Origin of the sequence: Streptomyces sp. CA2R106 (assembly GCF_037034245.1) — a bacterium.
Classification (GTDB): domain Bacteria; phylum Actinomycetota; class Actinomycetes; order Streptomycetales; family Streptomycetaceae; genus Actinacidiphila.
Map to the genome: position 1 here is coordinate 98,507 of NZ_JBAGKC010000018.1, position 17,972 is coordinate 116,478.

The following is a 17,972-nucleotide window of genomic DNA, read 5'->3' on the forward strand; positions in this document are numbered from 1 at the left end:
GGGGCACGGTCGCCGGGGGGCGCGGGGGCCGGGCTCCTCAGCGCCGTGCGCCGAGGAAGTCGACGACGTGCCCGAACACGTCGAGCGCGGCCCCCCGGCCGATGAAGGTGTCCAGGTGGCCGTAGCCGGGGATCTCGACGTACGCCACGTCCAGTTGCGGCTGCCGCCGGGCCAGGACGTCGCGGCACAGCCGCTGGGAGTCCAGCCACAGGCCGTTGTCGCTGCCGGCCAGCAGCAGGACGGGCGTGTCGATGCGGGCGGCGGCGTCCAGCGCGTTGGGCGGCAGGGCCCGGTAGCGGTGGTCGGTGTCGTGCCAGCGCACGACCGTACGGGCCTGCGCGATGCGCCGCAGGTGGGGCACGATCCACAGCGGCGCCGGGCCGAGGAGTTCGGCGAGGCGGCCGTGGGTGGCGTCGGCCAGGTGCTCGTGGACGAAGAGCGAGGCCCCCGACCCCCAGGCGGAGTGGTGCAGCATCTGGCAGGTCGGGTCCGGGCAGTCCGCCCGGCGGCCGGCGAGCGCGAACAGCGGCGTGTACTTCGACCACAGCCCGACCGTGCGGAAGTCCACCGGGATGTGGTCGATCCGGGACCTCAGCAGCTCCCACCCGACCGACATCCGCAGCGAGGTGGTGCCGGCGAGCTTCGGGGTGAGGAAGACGCCCTGGGACACCACGCCGGCCAGCCCCGGCACCAGTCCGGCGGTCATGCTCAGCGACAGCGCGAGGGCGCCGATGCAGTGCGCGACCACGAACAGCGGGCGCTCGCCGATCCGGTCGCGGACCCGGCGGACGGCCTCGGGGAGGTCGTACAGGGCGACGTCGTCGTACGTGTACCTGCGGCCGGTCGCGTTGTAGGGCAGCCGGCAGCTGCCGCGCCAGTCCAGCAGCCAGGGCTCGTAGCCCTCGTCGAGCAGGACGTCGACGAGGTTGCGGGTCTCGGGCAGCAGGAACATGTCGGCGGACGCGGTGTGCCCGTGCAGCAGCAGTACCGCGGGGCGGCCGATCTCGCCGGTGTCCACCCGGGTCAGGCCCAGCCGGACGCCGTCGGCGGTGTGGAAGGGGATCTCCTCCACCCGGGCGGGGTCGAGGCGGTGGTGGAGCGGCCGCAGGGCGGGGGCGCTCCTGACCGTGCGGACCGCGGGCCGGGCAGCGGCGGCGGCGCGGGAGGTCGTCCTGGTCCGGAAGGTCATCGGCGGCGCTCCGTGGGGGTGGTGGTACGGCGCAGGTCGAGCAGTTCGGCGGCGGCGCGGGTGAACGGGCCGAGCAGGCCGCGGCCCATCTCCAGGCCGAACCAGCCCAGCCAGCCCAGCTTGGCAGCGCGCTGCTCGGCTGCGGTCAAGCGCGGGTCGAACCGGATGCCGTCGATCTGGTCGCGGACGTAGGAGCCGGCGGGGACGACGATCTCGCCGGCGAGCAGGGCGGGTTCGCCCGCGCGGCCGATCTCGACGGTCAGCGCCCGCGTCTGCCGCCACACGTCGCGGCGGGCCCGGGCGTGCTTGCGGCCCGTGAGCCACCAGCGGCCGCCGCCGGCGTCGGCCAACTCCAGCCGGTAGGCGAGCAACGGGTGCCGCGAGCCGTGCTGTTCGGGGATGCCCTCGTCGGGGCGTACGACGATGGCGCCGCGCGTCACCGTGACCGGCTCGGGGTGCAGGGCCGGGCAGTTCAGCTCGCCGCGCACGTCCACCCGGCGCTCGGCGACCAGTTGGTGCATGCTCGCGATCGACAGGGTCAGCTCGGTCGAGCAGGGGGTGTCGGCGGGGCCGCCGGGCGGCCCGACGCGGCCCTCGGCGTGCTCGGTGAACCACAGGTAGGGCGGGTCGTCCCTATCCGGCAGCCGGGCCAGGCCGTCGGCGGCGAGCTTCTCGAACGTCTTCAGCTGGGCCCGGGCGTCGTACCGGGCGGCGGGTGGCAGCCCGAGTGCCGCGACGAGCGCGGCGGCGCGGTCGTCGGTGGCCGCCGGGCCTTCGAGGGTGGCCTCGCACAGCCTGAGCGCGGTGGGGCTGCGCAGCAGCCGGGTGAGGAAGTCCAGTTCGGGGACCGGGTCGGCCGCCAGCCGCGCGAGGGCGTCGGCCCGCCAGGTGTCCCAGTCCTGCACCCGCACGTGCATGCCGCCCAGCGCCATGTCCCGTACGACGTCGTCGAGCGTGTTGGGGACGCCGGTCAGGTGGTAGTCGTAGCCCCACGCGTCGGGCTCGCACACCACCGCCACCGCGGTACGGCTCACCCAGTCCACGGGCGCCGCGTTGAGGTGGCGGAAGGCCGGGACGGTGCGGAAGCGGCTGAAGGCGGCGAGCAGGCCGCTGCTGAGGTCGCGCGGGTTGTGGGCGCCGGTCCTGGTGTGCCCGCCGATGCCGCCCGGGCGCAGCGCGGTGACGACCAGGCCGTGGTCGCGGGCACGCCGCAGTGCCACCTCCGCCGCCCACTTCGACTGGTCGTAGCCGGCCACGAGGCGGTCGACGCGGGCCAGCGGGTCGTCCTCGCCCATGGCGGTGATGCCGACCTCGTTGAAAACCGCGACGGAGGAGACGTGGTGCAGCGGTTTGGGCCGGCCGGCCGCCGCGAACTCGGCCAGGGCCAGGGTGCCCAGGACGTTGCTGCCGCGCAGCGAGGGGTAGCCGCGCAGGAAGTCCACGGCCGCGCCCACGCCGACGACCGCGTCCACCTCGTCGGCGAGCGCGGTCCACCGCTCGCCGGTCAGGCCCAGCCGCGGGCGGCGCAGGTCGCCCGGCAGCACGCTGACGCGGCGGCGGACCTCCGAGGACCAGGGCAGCCGGTAGCTGGTGAGGGCCGCGCCGAGGCGGGCGGCGGCCTGCTCCTCGTCCTCGGCCCGCACCAGGCAGTGGACGTGGGCGTCGCTGTGCCGCAGCAGGTCCAGGAGCATGTGGCCGCCGAGGAAGCCGGTGGCGCCGGTGAGCAGGATGCGGCGCGGCGGCACCGGCTCGGGCGGCCCGGTGAACGGCAGGCGGTCGGCGAGGGCGAGGTCGGCCAGGATCTGGGCGAGGTCCTCCGGGCGCGCGGCGGTCCGCGGGTCGTGGGCGGTGGCGGGCGCCGGGGGCGGGGGCGCGGCCCGGACGGGAACGGGTGCGGGTGCGGGCGCGGCGCCCGCGTGCTCCAGCCGGCGCCGGGCGATGCTCAGCGGGCGGGCGTCGGCGAAGACCTCGTCCAGGTCGAACCGGACGCCGAGTGTGCTCTCCAACTCCGCGACCAGTTCCACCGCGTGGACCGAGGTCCCGCCCGCGTCGAAGAAGTCGGCGTCCGGCGCGAGGTGCCCGCCGGGCAGGCGGCGCCCGGCCGCGGCGGCGATCGTCGCGGCCAGCGCGTCGAGTTCGGTGCCGCCCGAGGCCGCGGGCGCGGGACCCGGGCCGGTGGCGGGGGCCGGTTCCGGCGGGGCGGGCTGCGGGGGCGGTGCCGTCCTGACCTTGGCCAGCAGGTCGGACACGGTCAGCCCGCTGCCGCCGCCGCGTTCGATCGACTCGGCAGTGGCCCGGGTCCGGGCGTACGCCGCGGCGGCGTCGTCCACGTCAGCCATGAGTCCCCTTCACGATGTGCGCTCCTCTCCTCGCTGCCGCCACGACCGGAACCCCCGGAGGTGTTCCGGCGTGGCCATGACCGTCAGGTGCTCGTCGTCGGGGTCGCCGCCGCCGAGCGCGGCGAGCAGGCGGCGGGCCGGTGCGTTGCGGGCCGTGCGCTCGGCCGTCAGGCGGACCTTGGTGCAGCCGGCCGCCTCCGCGCGGTCGGCGAGCCACGCCAGCAGCCGCTCCTCGACGCCGCGGCCCAGCGCCCGGCAGCTCATCACCCAGGCCAGGACGTCGAGCACATCGCCGTCCGCGCGCACCGCGACCAGGCCGATCTGGCCGTAGTCGCCGAACCGGTCGCGGGCCGCGGCCGTCCACACCTCGCCGCGGGCCCGCCACCGGGCCACGTCGCCGCCGTCGGCCGAGCGGGCGCCCAGCGTGAACTGGTTGGTCCGGTGCACCAGTTGCTCGGCCCGCGGGACGTCGGTGTCCGTCAGGGCCCGTACGTCCACCGCCAGCCGCAGGCCGGCGAGGAACTCCTCGAAGCCCTCCTGCTCACGTACGGCGTCGCGCTCCCGCTCCTGCGCGTAGAACCGCGCGCGCAGCGCGTCCTCGGCGGTGGCCGCCGGCGGCACGAACGGCCACAGCACGTCCAGGAACCGGTCGAGTCCGGCCGCGGGCGGGCAGGTCACCGACAGCACCTCCGGCCGGGCGGCGCGCATCGCGGCGATCTCGGCCGGGTTGTCGTCGAGGAAGAGGAAGCTGTCCAGACCGAGGTTGAGCGTGCGGGCGACGGCCGCCAGGCGCCGGGACTTGGGTTCCCAGGCCGCGGACAGCGCGCTGAAGTGCTCGGCGCGCAGCAGGCTTTCGGGGCGGTCCAGGACGGCGCGGACGGTGTCCTCGTCGTTGTTGCTGACCAGGACGAGCAGCGTGCCCGCCGCCCGCCAGCGCAGCAGCCGGCGGGCGAGTGCCGCGCGCGGGCCGCCCAGGTCCACCGCGGCCGGGCCGATCTCGCCGGCGACCCCGCCCCACAGCGTCTCGTCGCCGTCCACCGCGATCACCTTCGGCGCGGGGCGCAGCGCCACCGCGGCGACGCCGGCCAGGCGCAGTGCGACCGCCGCCTGGAACTGCGGGGTGAACGGCAGGTGGGCCAGCCGCTCGGTGGCGGCGTCGAAGGGCAGGGCTACGGCGTGGTCTCGGGTCCACTCCTCGGGGCCGAGGACCGCGATGCCGGGCGCGTCGGCGAGGTCGGCGGCGACGGCGCGTTCCCAGCCGGTCAGGCGGTCGTCGTCGCGGGCGGCGGGCAGGAAGCCGACGACGAGGGGGGTGCGGGTGCGCTCGGCCAGGGACCGCAGCGCGGCCGGGTAGGCGGTGCGCAGTTCGGCGAGGAGGTCGTCGCCGACCGGGCCGAAGCGTTCGAGGTCGGCGGCCCGCAACAGCACCGCGCCCATCGACACGGCGGGGTCGGCGAAGACGCCGGACGGGTCGCGCAGCGCCGCGAGCACCTGGTGGTAGGGGGCTTCGGTCACGGTCGGGGCCGGGCCCTGCGGGTCGGCGCCACCGGTCGCGGCCGCCACCATCGCGGGCAGGTCGCCGAGGGCGAAGGTGGCGGCGAGGGCGAGGGTGGGCGGGGCGGTGGCGCCGACTTCCCTGGTGGCGGGCGCCGCTGCGGCTGCGGTGGGCGGTTCGGGTGCGGGTGCGGTGGGCGGCTCGGGTGCGGGTGCGGTGGGCGGCTCGAGGCCCACCGCCGGATCGGGTGCGACGGCCAGTCCAAGCCCCACGGCCGGATCGAGGCCCACCGCGGGCACGGCGTCCACCGCCGGCGCCGAAGATGCCGCGCGGACCGGCGCCGCCGGGTCGTCCGCCGTTTCGGCGAGCAGCCGCAGGAACTCCTCGCCCAGCCGCCCCGCGGAGGCCGCGTCGAGGATGTCGAGGTTGTGGTCGAGCCGTATGCGGCCCGCGTCCGGGGTCATGGTGACCATCAGGTCGAGGTCGGAGTGGCCGGTCCCGGCCGGGAGCACCTCCAGGCCGGTGAGCCGGCCCGCCCCGGAGCGGACGTAGTTGAAGTACACCTCGACCAGCGGCGCTTCCGGCCGGTGCAGGCCCTGCCGGGTGAGCGTCGCCAGCACGTCGGAGAACATCGCGCCCTTGGCGAGCAGCCGCTCCAGCCGGCCGCCGGTGCGCCGCAGCACCTCCTCGACCCGCTCCCCCGCCCGCGCCTCCGCCGGGAAAGGCACCGGCACGCCGAAGAAGCCCACCGCGCCGTAGGCGTCGGCGTGGACGCGGGTGTCGACGGGCACGGCCAGCACGAAGCGCTCGCGTTCCCGCAGCCGGGCCAGCAGCACCGTCAGGGCGCCGAGGCAGAAGGCGGCGGGGGTGACCGCGAGGCCGCTCGCGGTCGTGGCCACCCGGTCCATGAGGCCGTCGGGGATCTGCACGGTGACGCTGCCCGCGCGGTAGGTGCGCCGCGCCGGGCGCGGCCGGTCGAGGGTCAGATCGAGGCGGGCGCTGCCCTGGAAGAGCGCGCGCCACTCGGCGGCGCCCGGGTCGTCTGTGCTGCCGGCCGGCTGCGGCTGGGCCGCGGCCAGCAGGTCCGCGTCGCGGTTGGTGACGGTGCCGCCGAGCCGGGTGCCGGACAGTTCGGCGTCGATCTCCGCGGCCACCAGCAGCAGCGACTGGAGGTCGCTGACGGCGTGGTGGGCGCCGAAGACGAGGAGCTGGTCCCGGTCCGGTCCGCCGTCGTGCAGCGCGAAGCGCCACAGCGGGGTCGCCGCCAGGTCGAACGGCGGTTCCAGCAGCGCGCGCAGCGACGCGGCGGCGTCGGGGCCGGGGCCGGCGCCGGTGTCGGGGGGCGCGCTCGTCGCGTGCAGGAGCGGTCCCGCTGGACGGCGGTCCACCCGCAGTCGGCGGCCGCCGCCGGGGCCGGACTCGACCGCGGTGCGCAGAGCCGCGTGCCGCGCGGCGAGCCGTTCGAGGATGCCGGTGAGCACCTCGCGGGTGGTCGGTGCGGCCAGCCGCACGGCCAGGCCGATGGCGTGGGCCGCCCCGGGCATCCCCGGGCGGGCGCTGCGCAGCAGCCGGACGACGTCGCGGGTGGCCGGCCGCACCTCGTGCTCGGGAACCTCCGGCTCGGGCGTCGCGCGCCCGGGTTCCTCGGCAGTGGTCCCGGGTGCGGCGGACGGCCGTTCGCGCAGGGCCGTGGCGAGCGCTTCGGCGAGGCCGCGGACATCGGCGGCGGACATCACCGCGGCCGTCGGGAGGTCCACGCCCAGCTCGCGGGAGAAGGCGGTGCGCAGCCGGACGAACATCAGGGAGTCCAGGCCGAGTTCGGTCAGGGACGCGTGCGCCGGGATGCCGCCGGGGGCCGTCGCGCCGCCGGAGACGTCCCGTACGCGGGCCCGTACGTAGGTCTCCAGTTGTGCGGCGCGGTCGGTGTCGGTGGCCGCCGCGAGCACCCGCCGGGCCAAGCCGTCACCGTTGCCGTTGCCGTTGCCGTTGCCGGGCAGCAGGGTGACGAGGTCGGCGAGCAGCGGGCGGGTGCGGGCCGCGTCCGGGTCGAGGGCGAGGGCCTCCAGGTCCAGGGCGGCGGGCGCGAGTTGGCGCCGTCCGGTGGGCAGCACCCGGTCGAACAGCTCGCCGCCCTCCTGCGCGGTGAAGGCAGCCAGGCCGGAGCGGTGCGCCCCGGCGGCGCCCGGGCCGGTCCCGGCGGCCATGCCCACCTCCGTCCAGGCGCCCCAGTCCAGGCTGAGGGCGCGGCGGCCGGCGAGGGCGAGGTGGTGGGCCCAGGCGTCGAGGAAGGCGTTGGCGGCCGCGTAGGGGCTCTGGCCGGCCGAGCCGAGGAGCCCGGCCACGGAGGCGAACAGCACGATGTCCTGTGCCTCGGGGACCAGTTCGGTGAGCAGCGCGGTGCCGAGCACCTTGGGGGCGAGGACGCGCAGGACGCGCGGACCGGTCAGATTGTCCAGAACGGCGTCGTCGAGGACTCCGGCGGCGTGCACGATGCCCGTGACCGGTCCGGCGTCGCGCCGGAGGGCGTCCAGTGCGGCGGTGAGGCCGTCCCGGTCGGCGACGTCGGCGCGGACCAGGTGCACGCGCACGCCCCGCGCGGCGAGTTCGCCGATCCAGGCGGCGGCCTCCGGGCCGGGGGTGCTGCGGCCGAGCAGGGCGAGGTGGCGGGCGCCGCGCGCGGCCAGCCGTTCGGCGACGACCCGGCCGAGGCCGCCGAGGCCGCCGGTGACCAGGTACACCCCGTCGGGCGCGACCCGGCCGTGGCCGCCGTCGTCGGGCCGGGTACGCGCCAGGCGGGGCACCAGGCGGCCGGTCTCGCGCAGCGCGACGAGGTGTTCGCCGTCGGCGCACCGCAGCTGGGTCCACAGGGCGTTGGTGCCGCCGGCGGGCGGCAGGTCGATCAGGGTGGCCGACAGCTCGGGGTGCTCCTGCGCCACCGCGAGCCCGAAGCCCCAGGCGAGCGCCTGCTCGGGACGGGTCACCTGGGTGCTGCCCCCGGCGGCCTGGCTGCCGCGGACGACCACGAACAGGCGCGGCGGCCCGCCCTGCCAGGTGCGGCCGGCCAGCGCGCGCACCAGGTGCAGGGTGGTCAGGCAGGCCAGGCCGGCGGCGTCCTCGGCCGTGGCCGCGGAGACGATCGCCGGGGCGTCGAGGGCCGTCAGCTGGACCACCTGCGCGGGCGGCCGGTCCGGGTACGCCTCGTCGAGCAGCCGGGCCCACTGGCCGGGGTCGGCCGGGTCGAGGACGTACCGGCCGGGGCCCTCGGCGGCGAACTGCGGGCCCCGGCGGGCGATCACGTGCGGGACGCGGGCGGCGGCGAGCTTCTCGCCGAGCGCGGCGGCCACGCCGGTGCCGTCGGCGAGCAGGAGCCAGCTGCCTTCGGCGGGCCGGGCCGAGGCGTCCGGGCGCGGCTGCCAGCGGGTCTCGAAGAGGGCCGCGTCGAGCGGGGAGCGCGGGGCGAGCGCGGCGAGCCGGAACTCCTCGGCGTACAGCACGAGGTGCTCGTCCTCGTCGTAGACCGCCAGGTCGGCCGTCGCGGTCTCGCCGGCCGCGGAGCGCAGGCGGCAGGTCGCCCAGGCGGGCGGGGTGCGCCGGCCGGTGAAGTGCAGCCGGCCGACCTCGGCGGGCACGAACGCCCGGCCCGCGGGCGCGTCGCCGGGAAGGGCGGCGGTGGTGAAGGCGGCGTCGAGGACGGCGGGGTGCAGCAGGTGGCCGGCGGCGGGGCGCGGGGCCAGCCGTCCGAGCGCCGCACCGCCGCTGAAGCGGCCCTGCTCCAGGGCGCGGAAGGCGGGGCCGTGATCGATGCCCAGGGCGCTCAGGGCGGCGCGCACGGCGGTCAGGTCGGCGTGCCCGGTGCACTCCTCGCGCAGGTCGGCCAGGCGGCCGGCGGCCGCGGGGATCGGCTGGCCGCCGGCGCCGGGGGCGGCGCGCCCGGTGACGTGCTGCTCCCACACCGCGGGGCCGCCGCCCGCGGGCGCCGAGGCGATGGTGAAGTCCCGGTGGCCGTCCGCGGCGGGGTGCAGGACGAGTTGCAGGCGTACGGGCCTGCCGGGCTCCAGGCGCAGCGGCCGGTGGAAGCGGACGCCGGTGAGGTGGAGCGGGCCCGCTGCCGGGCCGGTGCCGCGCTCGTCGGGGCCGCCGGGGTCGCCCACGGCGTGGGCGGCCTCCAGCGCCATGTCCAGGAACGCGGCGGCCGGCAGCCACACCTCGCCGCCGACCCGGTGGTCCGCGAGGTAGGCGAAGCGGCTGTCGCCCAGGTCGATGTCGGTCTGGAAGAGGTGGCGGCCGGGTGCGTCGCTGCTGTCCAGGTGGGTGCCGAGCAAGCCCGCGCCGGTGGCGGCGCGGGCCGGGGTCCGCCAGTGGCGTTCCCGGGCGTAGGGGTAGGTGGGCAGATCGGCGCGGCGCCCGGCGGGGAACAACTCCCGCCAGTCCGGGGTGTGTCCGGCGCCGTACAGCTCCGCGAGCCGGTGCAGCAGGCCGCGCGGGCCGTCGTCCGCGGAGGGCGGCGCGATACCGGCCACGTCGATACCGGCTTCGGCGGCCACTTCCTCGATCGGGGCGCCCAGCGAGGGGTGCGGGCCGATCTCCACGAAGGAGCGGTAGCCGTCGTGGAGCATCCGGCGGATCGTGTCCGCGAACCGTACGGGCTCGCCGAGGTTGGCGTACCAGTACGCGGCGTCCAACTGCTCCCCGGCGACGGGTTCGGCGCGCACCGTCGAGTACATCGCGAGCCGGCCCGGCCCGCCCCGGACGGCGCCGAGGCGGGTGAGGAGTTCACCGCGGGCCGATGCCATCAGGGGGGTGTGGGAGGCGAAGGGCGTGGCCAACGGCCGGTTCGGGGTGCCCAGTTCGTCAAGTTTCCGCCGCAGCGCGGCCAGGGCCGCGGCCTCGCCCGAAACGGCGGCGGCCTCGGCGCTGTTGACGGCGGCGACGAACAGCCGTCCGGCGTAGGGCGCGAGCAGGTCCTCGACGCGCGCGCGGGGCAGCCGGACGGCGAGCATGCCGCCCAGGCCGACCAGGGGCGCGGCGGCCGCGGCCCGGCCGGTCACCACGCGCACGGCGTCGTCCAGTGTCAGGGCCCCGGCCACGTAGGCGGCGACGACCTCGCCCAGGCTGTGCCCGACGACGGCGTCCGGGGTGACGCCCAGGCCCCGCCAGGCCGCTGCCTGCGCCGCACCGAGGGCGAACAGCACCGGCTGTACGACGTCGGTCCGCTGACTGCTCGGGGCGTCGCCGGTCCCGGCGAGCACGTCGCGGACCGACCATCCGGTGCGGCGGCGGACGGCCTCGTCGACGCGGGCCAACTCCTCCCGGAAGGCCGCCGATCCGGCCGCCGCCTCCGCCACGCCCGCCGGGGGCCAGGGGCCGCCGTGCCCGGTGAGGACGAAGGCCGTCCTGCCGTTCTGCTCCGCGCGCGGGGCCGCGAGGGGCCGGCGGCCGTCCGCCAACGCGTCGAGCCCCGCGAGCAGTTCGTCCCGGCCGGCCGCCACCAGCGCGGCACGCCACTCGAAGTGGCTGCGGTGCCGGGCCAGGGTGTGGGCGATGTCCGGCAGGGCGACGGGCGCGCCGTCGCGCAGGTGCGCGGCCAGCCGCGCGGCCTGGGCGCGCACCGCGTCGTCGCTGCGGCCGGACAGGGTGAACAGCCGTGGGTCCGGGGCGGGTTCGGCCCCAGCCGCGGGCGCGGCGTACGGGGCCTCCTCCAGGATCACATGGGCGTTGGTGCCGCTGATCCCGAAGGCGCTCACCCCGGCCCGCCGGGTGCGGCCGGGGTCCTGCGGCCAGGCGACCTCGTCGTGCAGCAGGCGCAGGCCGCTGCCGTCCCAGTCGACGTGGCGGCTGGGCGGATCGGCGTGCAGGGTGCGCGGGAGGGTCCGGTGGCGCAGCGACTGGACGACCTTGATCAGCCCGAGGACGCCCGAAGCGGCCTGTGTGTGGCCGACGTTGGACTTCAGCGAGCCGAGGTGCAGGGGGCGCCCGGGCGGCCGGGAACCGCCGAAGACCTCGGCGAGGGCGTGCGCCTCGATCGGGTCGCCGAGGGTGGTGCCGGTGCCGTGCGCCTCGACGTGGTCGATGTCCGCGGGCGCCAGCCCGGACCGCGCCAGCGCCTGCCGGACCACCTGCTCCTGGGCGGGGCCGTTGGGCGCGGACAGGCCCTGGCTGCGGCCGTCCTGGTTGACGGCGGTGCCGCGCAGCACCGCGAGGACCTCGTCGCCGTCGCGGCGGGCGTCGCGCAGGCGCTTGAGGACGACCAGTCCCGCGCCCTCGGCCCAGACCGCGCCGTCGGCCGCGTCCGCGAAGGAACGGCAGCGGCCCGTGGGCGACAGGCCGCGCAGCCGGCTGAACTCGACGAAGGTCTGCGGGGTCACCATCAGCGTGACCCCGCCGGTGAGCGCGAGATCGCACTCGCCCGCGCGCAGCGCCTGCGCCGCCAGGTGCACCGCGACCAGCGACGACGAGCAGGCGGTGTCCACGGTCAGCGCGGGCCCGTTGAGGCCGAGGGCGTAGGCGAGCCTCCCCGAGGCGACGCTCGGCGCGGCGCCGGTGCCGACATAGCCGTCGAGCTGGTCGAGGCGGGCGCCGGCCAGGTAGTCGCTGCCGAACATGCCGACGTACACGCCGGTGGAGCTGCCGGCGAGCTCGGCGGGGACGATCCCGGCGCGCTCCAGCGCCTCCCAGGCGGTCTCCAGCAGCAGGCGCTGCTGGGGGTCCATCGCGGCCGCCTCCTTCGGGGTGATCCCGAAGAAGCCCGCGTCGAAGGAGGCGATGTCCTCCAGGAAGCCGCCTTCGCGGGCGTAGGTCGTGCCCGGGGCGTCCGGGTCGGGGTCGTAGAGGGACGCCACGTCCCAGCGGTCGGCCGGGAAGGGGCCCACGGCGTCCCGACCCTCGGCGACCAGCCGCCACAGGCCCTCGGGGTCCTTGACGCCGCCGGGCAGGCGGCAGGCCATGGCGACGACGGCCACCGGCTCGTCAGCCGCGAGTGCCGGGGTGGCGGGGGCGGCCGGGGCGGTGGCGTGCGGCGCCGCGGTGCGCGCGGCCGCCGCGAGCGGGTGGGCCAGCAGGTATCCGGCCAGGCGGGCCGGGGTGGGGTGGTCGAACAGGAGGGTGGCGGGCAGGCGCGCGCCGACCCGGGAGCTGATGCGGTTGCGCAGTTCCAGTGCTGTCACCGAGTCCATGCCGAGTTCGCGCAGCGGCTGGTCGGGGCGGACGGTCTGCCCCGGGCCGAGGCCGAGGGAGCGGGTCGCCTCCTCCCGGACCAGGGCGAGGACGCGCTCGGCGCGGTCGGCCGCGGGGAGCCGGGCGAGGCGTTCGGCCAGGCTGTCGCCACCGCGGCGGGTGGCGCGGGCCGGAGGCAACAGGGTGCGCCACAGGGCGCCCGCGTCCTCGGCCGCACCGGCCTGGGCGGCGCGCAGCCGCGGCAGGTCCAACGCCGAGGCCACGAGGTGCGGGGCGCCCGCGCGCAGGGACAGCTCGGCCAGTTCGCAGCCCTGGTCGGCCGTCAGCGGGCGGTGGCCGAGGCGGGCCATCCGTGCCAGGTCCGCGTGCCGCGCGGCCAGCCCCTCCCCTGCCCAGGCGCCGAACGACACCGACGCGGCGGGAAGCCCCAACGCCCGCCGGTGGTGGGCGAGCTGGTCGAGGAAGACGTTCGCCGCCGCGTAGTTGGCCTGGCCCGGCGCGCCGAACACCCCGGCCGCCGAGGACACCAGCAGGAACAGCCGCAACGGCAACTCAGCGGTGAGCCGGTGCAGATGGGCGGCGCCGTCCACCTTCGGGCGCAGCACCTGCGCGAGGCGCTCCGCGGTCAGCTCGGCGGCCACCCCGTCCGCCAGCACCCCCGCGCAGTGCACGATCCCCCGCAGCGGCAGGTCCCCGCGCCCGGCCCGCCGCACCACCTCCGCCACGTCCGCCGCGTCCGCGACATCGCACGCGACGATCTCGACCTCGGCACCGAGCGCGGCGAGTTCCGCCCCGATGCCCGCGGCACGCGGGTCCGCCCCGCCCCGCCGCGATGTCAACACCAGCCGCGGCACCCCGCGTTCGGCCATCCGCCGCGCCAACCGCCGCCCGACGGCCCCCAACCCACCGGTGACCAGCACGGCCCCGTCCATGGGAAAGCCGCCACCTGAATCCCCAAGGGTGCGCGCACCCGCCGCCCCCGCGGCCGCCGCCCCCCCGCCGCCCGTCGCGAAGTCGAACCCGCCCCCCGCCACCCCGGGCACGCCCGGCGAACCGAAGTCCCCCAGCGCGGCCGGCGGACCACCAGCCACAGCACCGGCATCCCCTCCCGCGAGCACACCCGACGACGCCGAGCGATCCTGCGCGGCGGACGGACCGGCGGCCGCGCGGGTCAGGCGCGGGGTCAGCAGTATGCCGTCGCGGGCGGCGAGTTCGGGTTCGCCGGGGTGGCCGAGCGCGGGTATGAGGCCGGCCGGGGTGTCGAGGTCGAGCAAGGTGAGGGTGACGTCGGGGTGTTCGGCGCGTGCGCTGCGCGCGAGGCCCCACAGCAGGGAGTTCGGCAGGTCCGGGACGGTGTCGCCGTCGGCGGCGGCCACCGCCCCGCGGGTGACCCAGACGACGCGGTCGGGGGCCTCCTCGCGCGGGAGGGCGAGCAGCTCCTGGAGTTCGCGCAGCGCGGCGGCGGCCACCGCGTAGGCCGCGGAGGCCACGTCGGCACCGGGCCGGGGGCGCGGCCACCAGCGCAGAAGGACGTCCGCGCGTGCGTCGGTCACCTCCGCGCCGGCCGCTTGCAGGGCGCGTACGGCCGCCGCGGCATCCGGGTCGCCCGGGTCGCCGCGAACGGCCCAGGTGCCGCCGGCCAGGGCGGAGGTCCCGCCGGTGGCGGGCGTCCACGCCACCTCGTACAGGTGCCGGGCGCTGTCCGGGGCCCGGAGCAGGTCGTCCGGGTCGGCGGCCCGCAGCCGTACGCCTTCCAGCCGCCCCGCGGGGAGCCCGTCGGCGTCCCAGAGGTGCACGTCGAGGGTGACGTCGGCGCCGGAGTCGGTACGGGGGCCGCCGAGGCGCCGCACATGGGCCGTCAGCTCGGTCGCGCCGCCGGGCGGCAGGACGCAGCGGCCCACCGCGACGGGCAGCAGGACGCGGCCGTCGGCGGCGTCGAGGCAGGCGGTCGCCTGGAGTGCGGCGTCGAGCAGGGCCGGGTGGAGGGGGTACGCGTCGGCGGTGGCGTGTGCGGCGGCGGGCAGCGACAGGCGGGCCAGCACTTCGCCGGGGGCGAGGGCGACCGCGTCCCGCACGCCTTGGAACGCCGGTCCGTAGCGGAGCCCTCGGTCGGCCAGCGCCTCGTACGCGTCCGGGGCCCAGGCCGTGGCGGCGTCCTGCGGCCACGCCGGGGGCGCCCCCGCGGCGGCGGGGTCCGCGGCAGTGGTGGCCGTGGCGGTGGCGTGCAGCGTCCACCCGGCGGTCTCGTCGCCGCGCGGCCGGCTGTGCACGGTGATCTCCGCACCCGCGCCGGCACCCGTTTCCGCGCCCGCCGTGACGACGTCGACCGACACCTCCACGGTGCCGCCGTCGGTGAGGACGAGAGGCGCGAGCAGCAGCAGGTCCGCGACATCGCACGGGTCGGCGGGCCGGGCGACCTCGAGGGCCGCGCGGCACAGTTCCGCCAGGGTCGTGCCGGACACCACCGTCCGCCCGAACACGGCGTGGTCGGGCAGCCAGTCGGCGGTCGCCGCCTGCCACTCGGACCGGAAGGTCCAGCGGCTCTCGTCCGCCGACTGGAGCTGGACCCCGAGCAGCGGGTGCGCGGCGCGGTCGAGCAGGCCGGTCGCCCCGCCGGCGGCGTCCGGTTCGGTCCAGTGCCGCCGCGCGTCCCAGGCGTACGTGGGCAGGTCGGCCGACGGGCCGTCGGGCACCAGGCGGCGCCAGTCGAGCTGCCGTCCGTGGACGTGGAGTTCGGCGGCCGCCAGGTCCAGGCAGGCCGGGCCGTCCTCGTCGCGGCGCAGCGACCCGACGGCGGTCAGGTCCTCCTGGCCGGTCTCCTCGGCGACCGTGCGCAGCGCGGTGAGCAGCGAGGGGTGCGGGCTCAGCTCGACGAAGCAGCGGTAGCCGTCGGCGGCCATGCGGGCCACGGCCGGTGCGAAGCGGACGGGTTCGCGCAGGTTCGTGTACCAGTACCCGGCGTCGAGTTCCGCGGTGACGGGCTCGCCGGTGACGGTCGAGTACCAGGCGACGGGTGCGGGCACGGCGGTGACGCCGTCCAGCTCGTCGAGGATCTCGGCGCGGACCGGTTCGACCCCGGCGCTGTGGGAGGCGTAGTCGACGTCGAGCAGCCGGACGAAGACCTGTTCGCGTTCGAGCCCGGCGAGCAGGTCCAGCAGGGGTTCGGCCGCGCCCGAGACCACCGTCGAGCGGCCGCTGTTGACGGCGGCGACCGACACCCGGCCGCCCGAGGCGGGCAGCAGCGCCTCGACCTCGTCGCGGGGCAGGGCGACGACGGCCATGGTGCCGCTGCCGGCCAGCCGGGTCAGGGCGCGGCTGCGCAGAGCCACGACCGCGGCGGCGTCGTTGAGGCTGAGGGCACCGGCGACGCAGGCGGCGGCCACCTCGCCCTGGCTGTGCCCGACCACCGCGTCCGGGTGGACGCCGCGGGCCCGCCACACCGCGGCGAGGGAGACCATGACGGCGAACAGGACGGGCTGGACCACGTCCACCCGGTCCGGCGGCGGGGCGTGGGCGTCGCCGCGCAGCACCGCCGTCACCGACCAGCCGGTGAACGGGCGCAGCGCCGCGTCGCAGCGGTCGATCATGTCGGTGAAGACCGGGTCGCGGCCGAGCAGGTCGCGGGCCATGCCCGGCCACTGCGCGCCCTGGCCGGGGAAGACGAACGCGACCTTCCCGGCCGCGCGGCGGCCGGGGCCGACGACGAGGTCCGCGGGGCCGGGGCGGCCGTCGGCGAGGGCGCGCAGCGCGGTGCGCAGGCCGTCGTGGTCGGCGGCGCGGATGACGGCGCGGTGCTCGAAGTGCGTGCGGTGGTGGGCCAGTGCGGCGGCCACCGCGGGCAGTTCGGGCGCAGGTGCGGCCGTGAGGCGGTCGAGCAGGCGGGCGGCCTGGCCGCGCAGGGCGGGCTCGGTGCGGGCGGAGAGCGGGAAGAGCAGCGGGGCGGCGGGGCCGGGGTGCGGCGCCGGTGCCTCGGCGGAGGCTTCGCGCCGCACCGCGCCCGCCGGTTGCTGCACCGCGCCTGCCGGTTGCCGCACCGCGCCCGCCGGGTGCCGCGGCGGGTCCGCCGCAGCGGGCCCGGCCGGTTCCCCGGGCGGCTCCTCCAGCACCACGTGCGCGTTCGTGCCGCTGATCCCGAACGCGCTGACGCCCGCCCGGCGCACCCGGTCGGCGTCGCGCGGCCACGGCCGGGCGGCGGTCTGGACCCGCAGCCCGCCCGCCTCCCAGTCGACGAGCGGGGTGGGGGTCTCGGCGTGCAGCGAGGCGGGTAGGCGTTCGTGGCCGAGGGCGAGCACCGTCTTGATGACGCCGCCGATGCCCGCGGCGGCCTGGGTGTGGCCGATGTTGGACTTCAGCGAGCCGACGGCCAGCGGCCGGTCGGCCGGTCGGTCGGGGCCGAAGACGGCGGCCAGGGCGCGGCCCTCGACGGGATCGCCCAGTTCGGTGCCGGTGCCGTGGGCCTCCACGTGGTCCAGGTCGTCCGGGCGCAGCCCCGCGGCGGCCAGCGCGGCGCGCACCACCCGCTCCTGGGCGAGGCCGCTGGGCGCGGACAGGCCCTGGCTGCGGCCGTCCTGGTTGACCGCCGAGCCCTTGACGACCGCCAGCACCCGGTCGCCGTCGCGGCGGGCGTCCTGGAGCCGCTTGAGGAGCACCACGCCGCAGCCCTCGGCCCACACCACGCCGTCGGCGCCGGCGCCGAACGGGCTGCACCGCCCGGTGGGCGACAGGCCGCGCAGCCGGCTGAACTCGACGTGCCCGCGCGGGGTGACCAGCAGTGTGGCGCCGCCGGCCAGCGCGAGGTCGCACTCGCCCGCCGCGAGCGCCCTGGCCGCCAGGTGCAGGGCGACCAGCGAGGACGAGCAGGCGGTGTCCACGGTGACGGCCGGGCCCTGGAGGCCGAGGGTGTAGGCGATCCGGCCGGACGCGACGCTGGGGGCCGTGCCGGTGCCCACGTGGCCGTCGAGCCGGTCGAGCGGCGCGCTGCCGAGGTAGCCGCTGTCGTACAGGCCGACGTAGACGCCGGTGGAGGTGCCGTCGAGGGTGCCGGGGACGATCCCGGCGCGTTCGACGGCCTCCCATGCGGTCGCCAGGAGCAGGCGCTGCTGCGGGTCCATCGCGGCGGCCTCGCGGGGCGAGATGCCGAAGAAGGCCGCGTCGAAGCGGTCGATGGCGGCGAGGTAGCCGCCGCTCAGGGTGTAGGCGGTGCCGACCGCCTCGGGGTCGGGGTCGTGGAGTCCGGCGGTGTCCCAACGGCCGGGCGGCACCTCGGTGACGGCGTCGCGACCGGCCTCCAGCAGCCGCCACAGCGCCTCGGGGTCGTCGGCGCCGCCGGGGTAGCGGCAGGCCATGGAGAGGATCGCGATGTCGCCGCCGCCCGGCTGCCGTTCGGGCCCGGGCGGCGCCCCGGCGGCCGCAGCCGGCGGCTCGTCGTCGAGGACCGCCGCGGCGATCGCGGCGATGGTGGGGTGGTTGTAGACGAGGGACGGGTCCAGGGTGCGGCCGGTCAGCGCCGCCAGCTCCACCGACAGTGCCACCAACTGACGGGAGCCCAGGCCGAGTTCGGCGACCGGCCGGTGCGGGTCGACGGCCGACGGGTCGAGCCCGGCGGCTTCGGCGACGGCGGTCACCAGCCAGTCGCGCACGCTCGCCGCGGTGGTGAGGCGCGCCTGGGGGGCGCCGGGTGTCTCGGAGGTCGGCTTCGGGGGCTCGTTCGCAGGCATCTGGGCAGGTGTCCTCGTGCGCTCGGTGCTCGGGCGGTGTCCTCGCGGATGCGGTGCGG

General features: G+C 77.8%; 3 protein-coding genes. All 3 read right to left on the reverse strand.

Annotated features, from left to right (window positions below):
• Nucleotides 1-37: 37 nt before the first annotated feature.
• From WA788_RS23700 to WA788_RS23710, 3 genes are read right to left on the reverse strand one after another with little or no spacing between them, the layout of a single operon-like run.
• Nucleotides 38-1,189: an alpha/beta hydrolase gene (locus WA788_RS23700; protein ID WP_335980572.1), complete on the reverse strand. Its 1,152-nt coding sequence runs from the start codon at nucleotides 1,187-1,189 to the stop codon at nucleotides 38-40.
• Nucleotides 1,186-3,528, reverse strand: coding sequence for a thioester reductase domain-containing protein (locus WA788_RS23705; RefSeq protein ID WP_335980573.1), 2,343 nt, complete (start codon nucleotides 3,526-3,528; stop codon nucleotides 1,186-1,188). The genes WA788_RS23700 and WA788_RS23705 overlap by 4 nt, the downstream gene beginning before the upstream one ends.
• A 9-nt stretch (nucleotides 3,529-3,537) precedes the next feature.
• Nucleotides 3,538-17,913 (reverse strand): SDR family NAD(P)-dependent oxidoreductase, encoded by a 14,376-nt coding sequence (locus WA788_RS23710; RefSeq protein WP_335980574.1) that lies wholly within the window; start codon nucleotides 17,911-17,913, stop codon nucleotides 3,538-3,540.
• Nucleotides 17,914-17,972 lie beyond the last annotated feature (59 nt).

What these genes read in the sequence shown, in the direction of transcription:
- WA788_RS23700 (WP_335980572.1), bottom strand. Translation starts at nt 1,189, where the DNA reads ATGACCTTCCGGACCAGGACGACCTCCCGCGCCGCCGCCGCTGCCCGG.
- WA788_RS23705 (WP_335980573.1), bottom strand. Translation starts at nt 3,528, where the DNA reads ATGGCTGACGTGGACGACGCCGCCGCGGCGTACGCCCGGACCCGGGCC.
- WA788_RS23710 (WP_335980574.1), bottom strand. Translation starts at nt 17,913, where the DNA reads ATGCCTGCGAACGAGCCCCCGAAGCCGACCTCCGAGACACCCGGCGCC.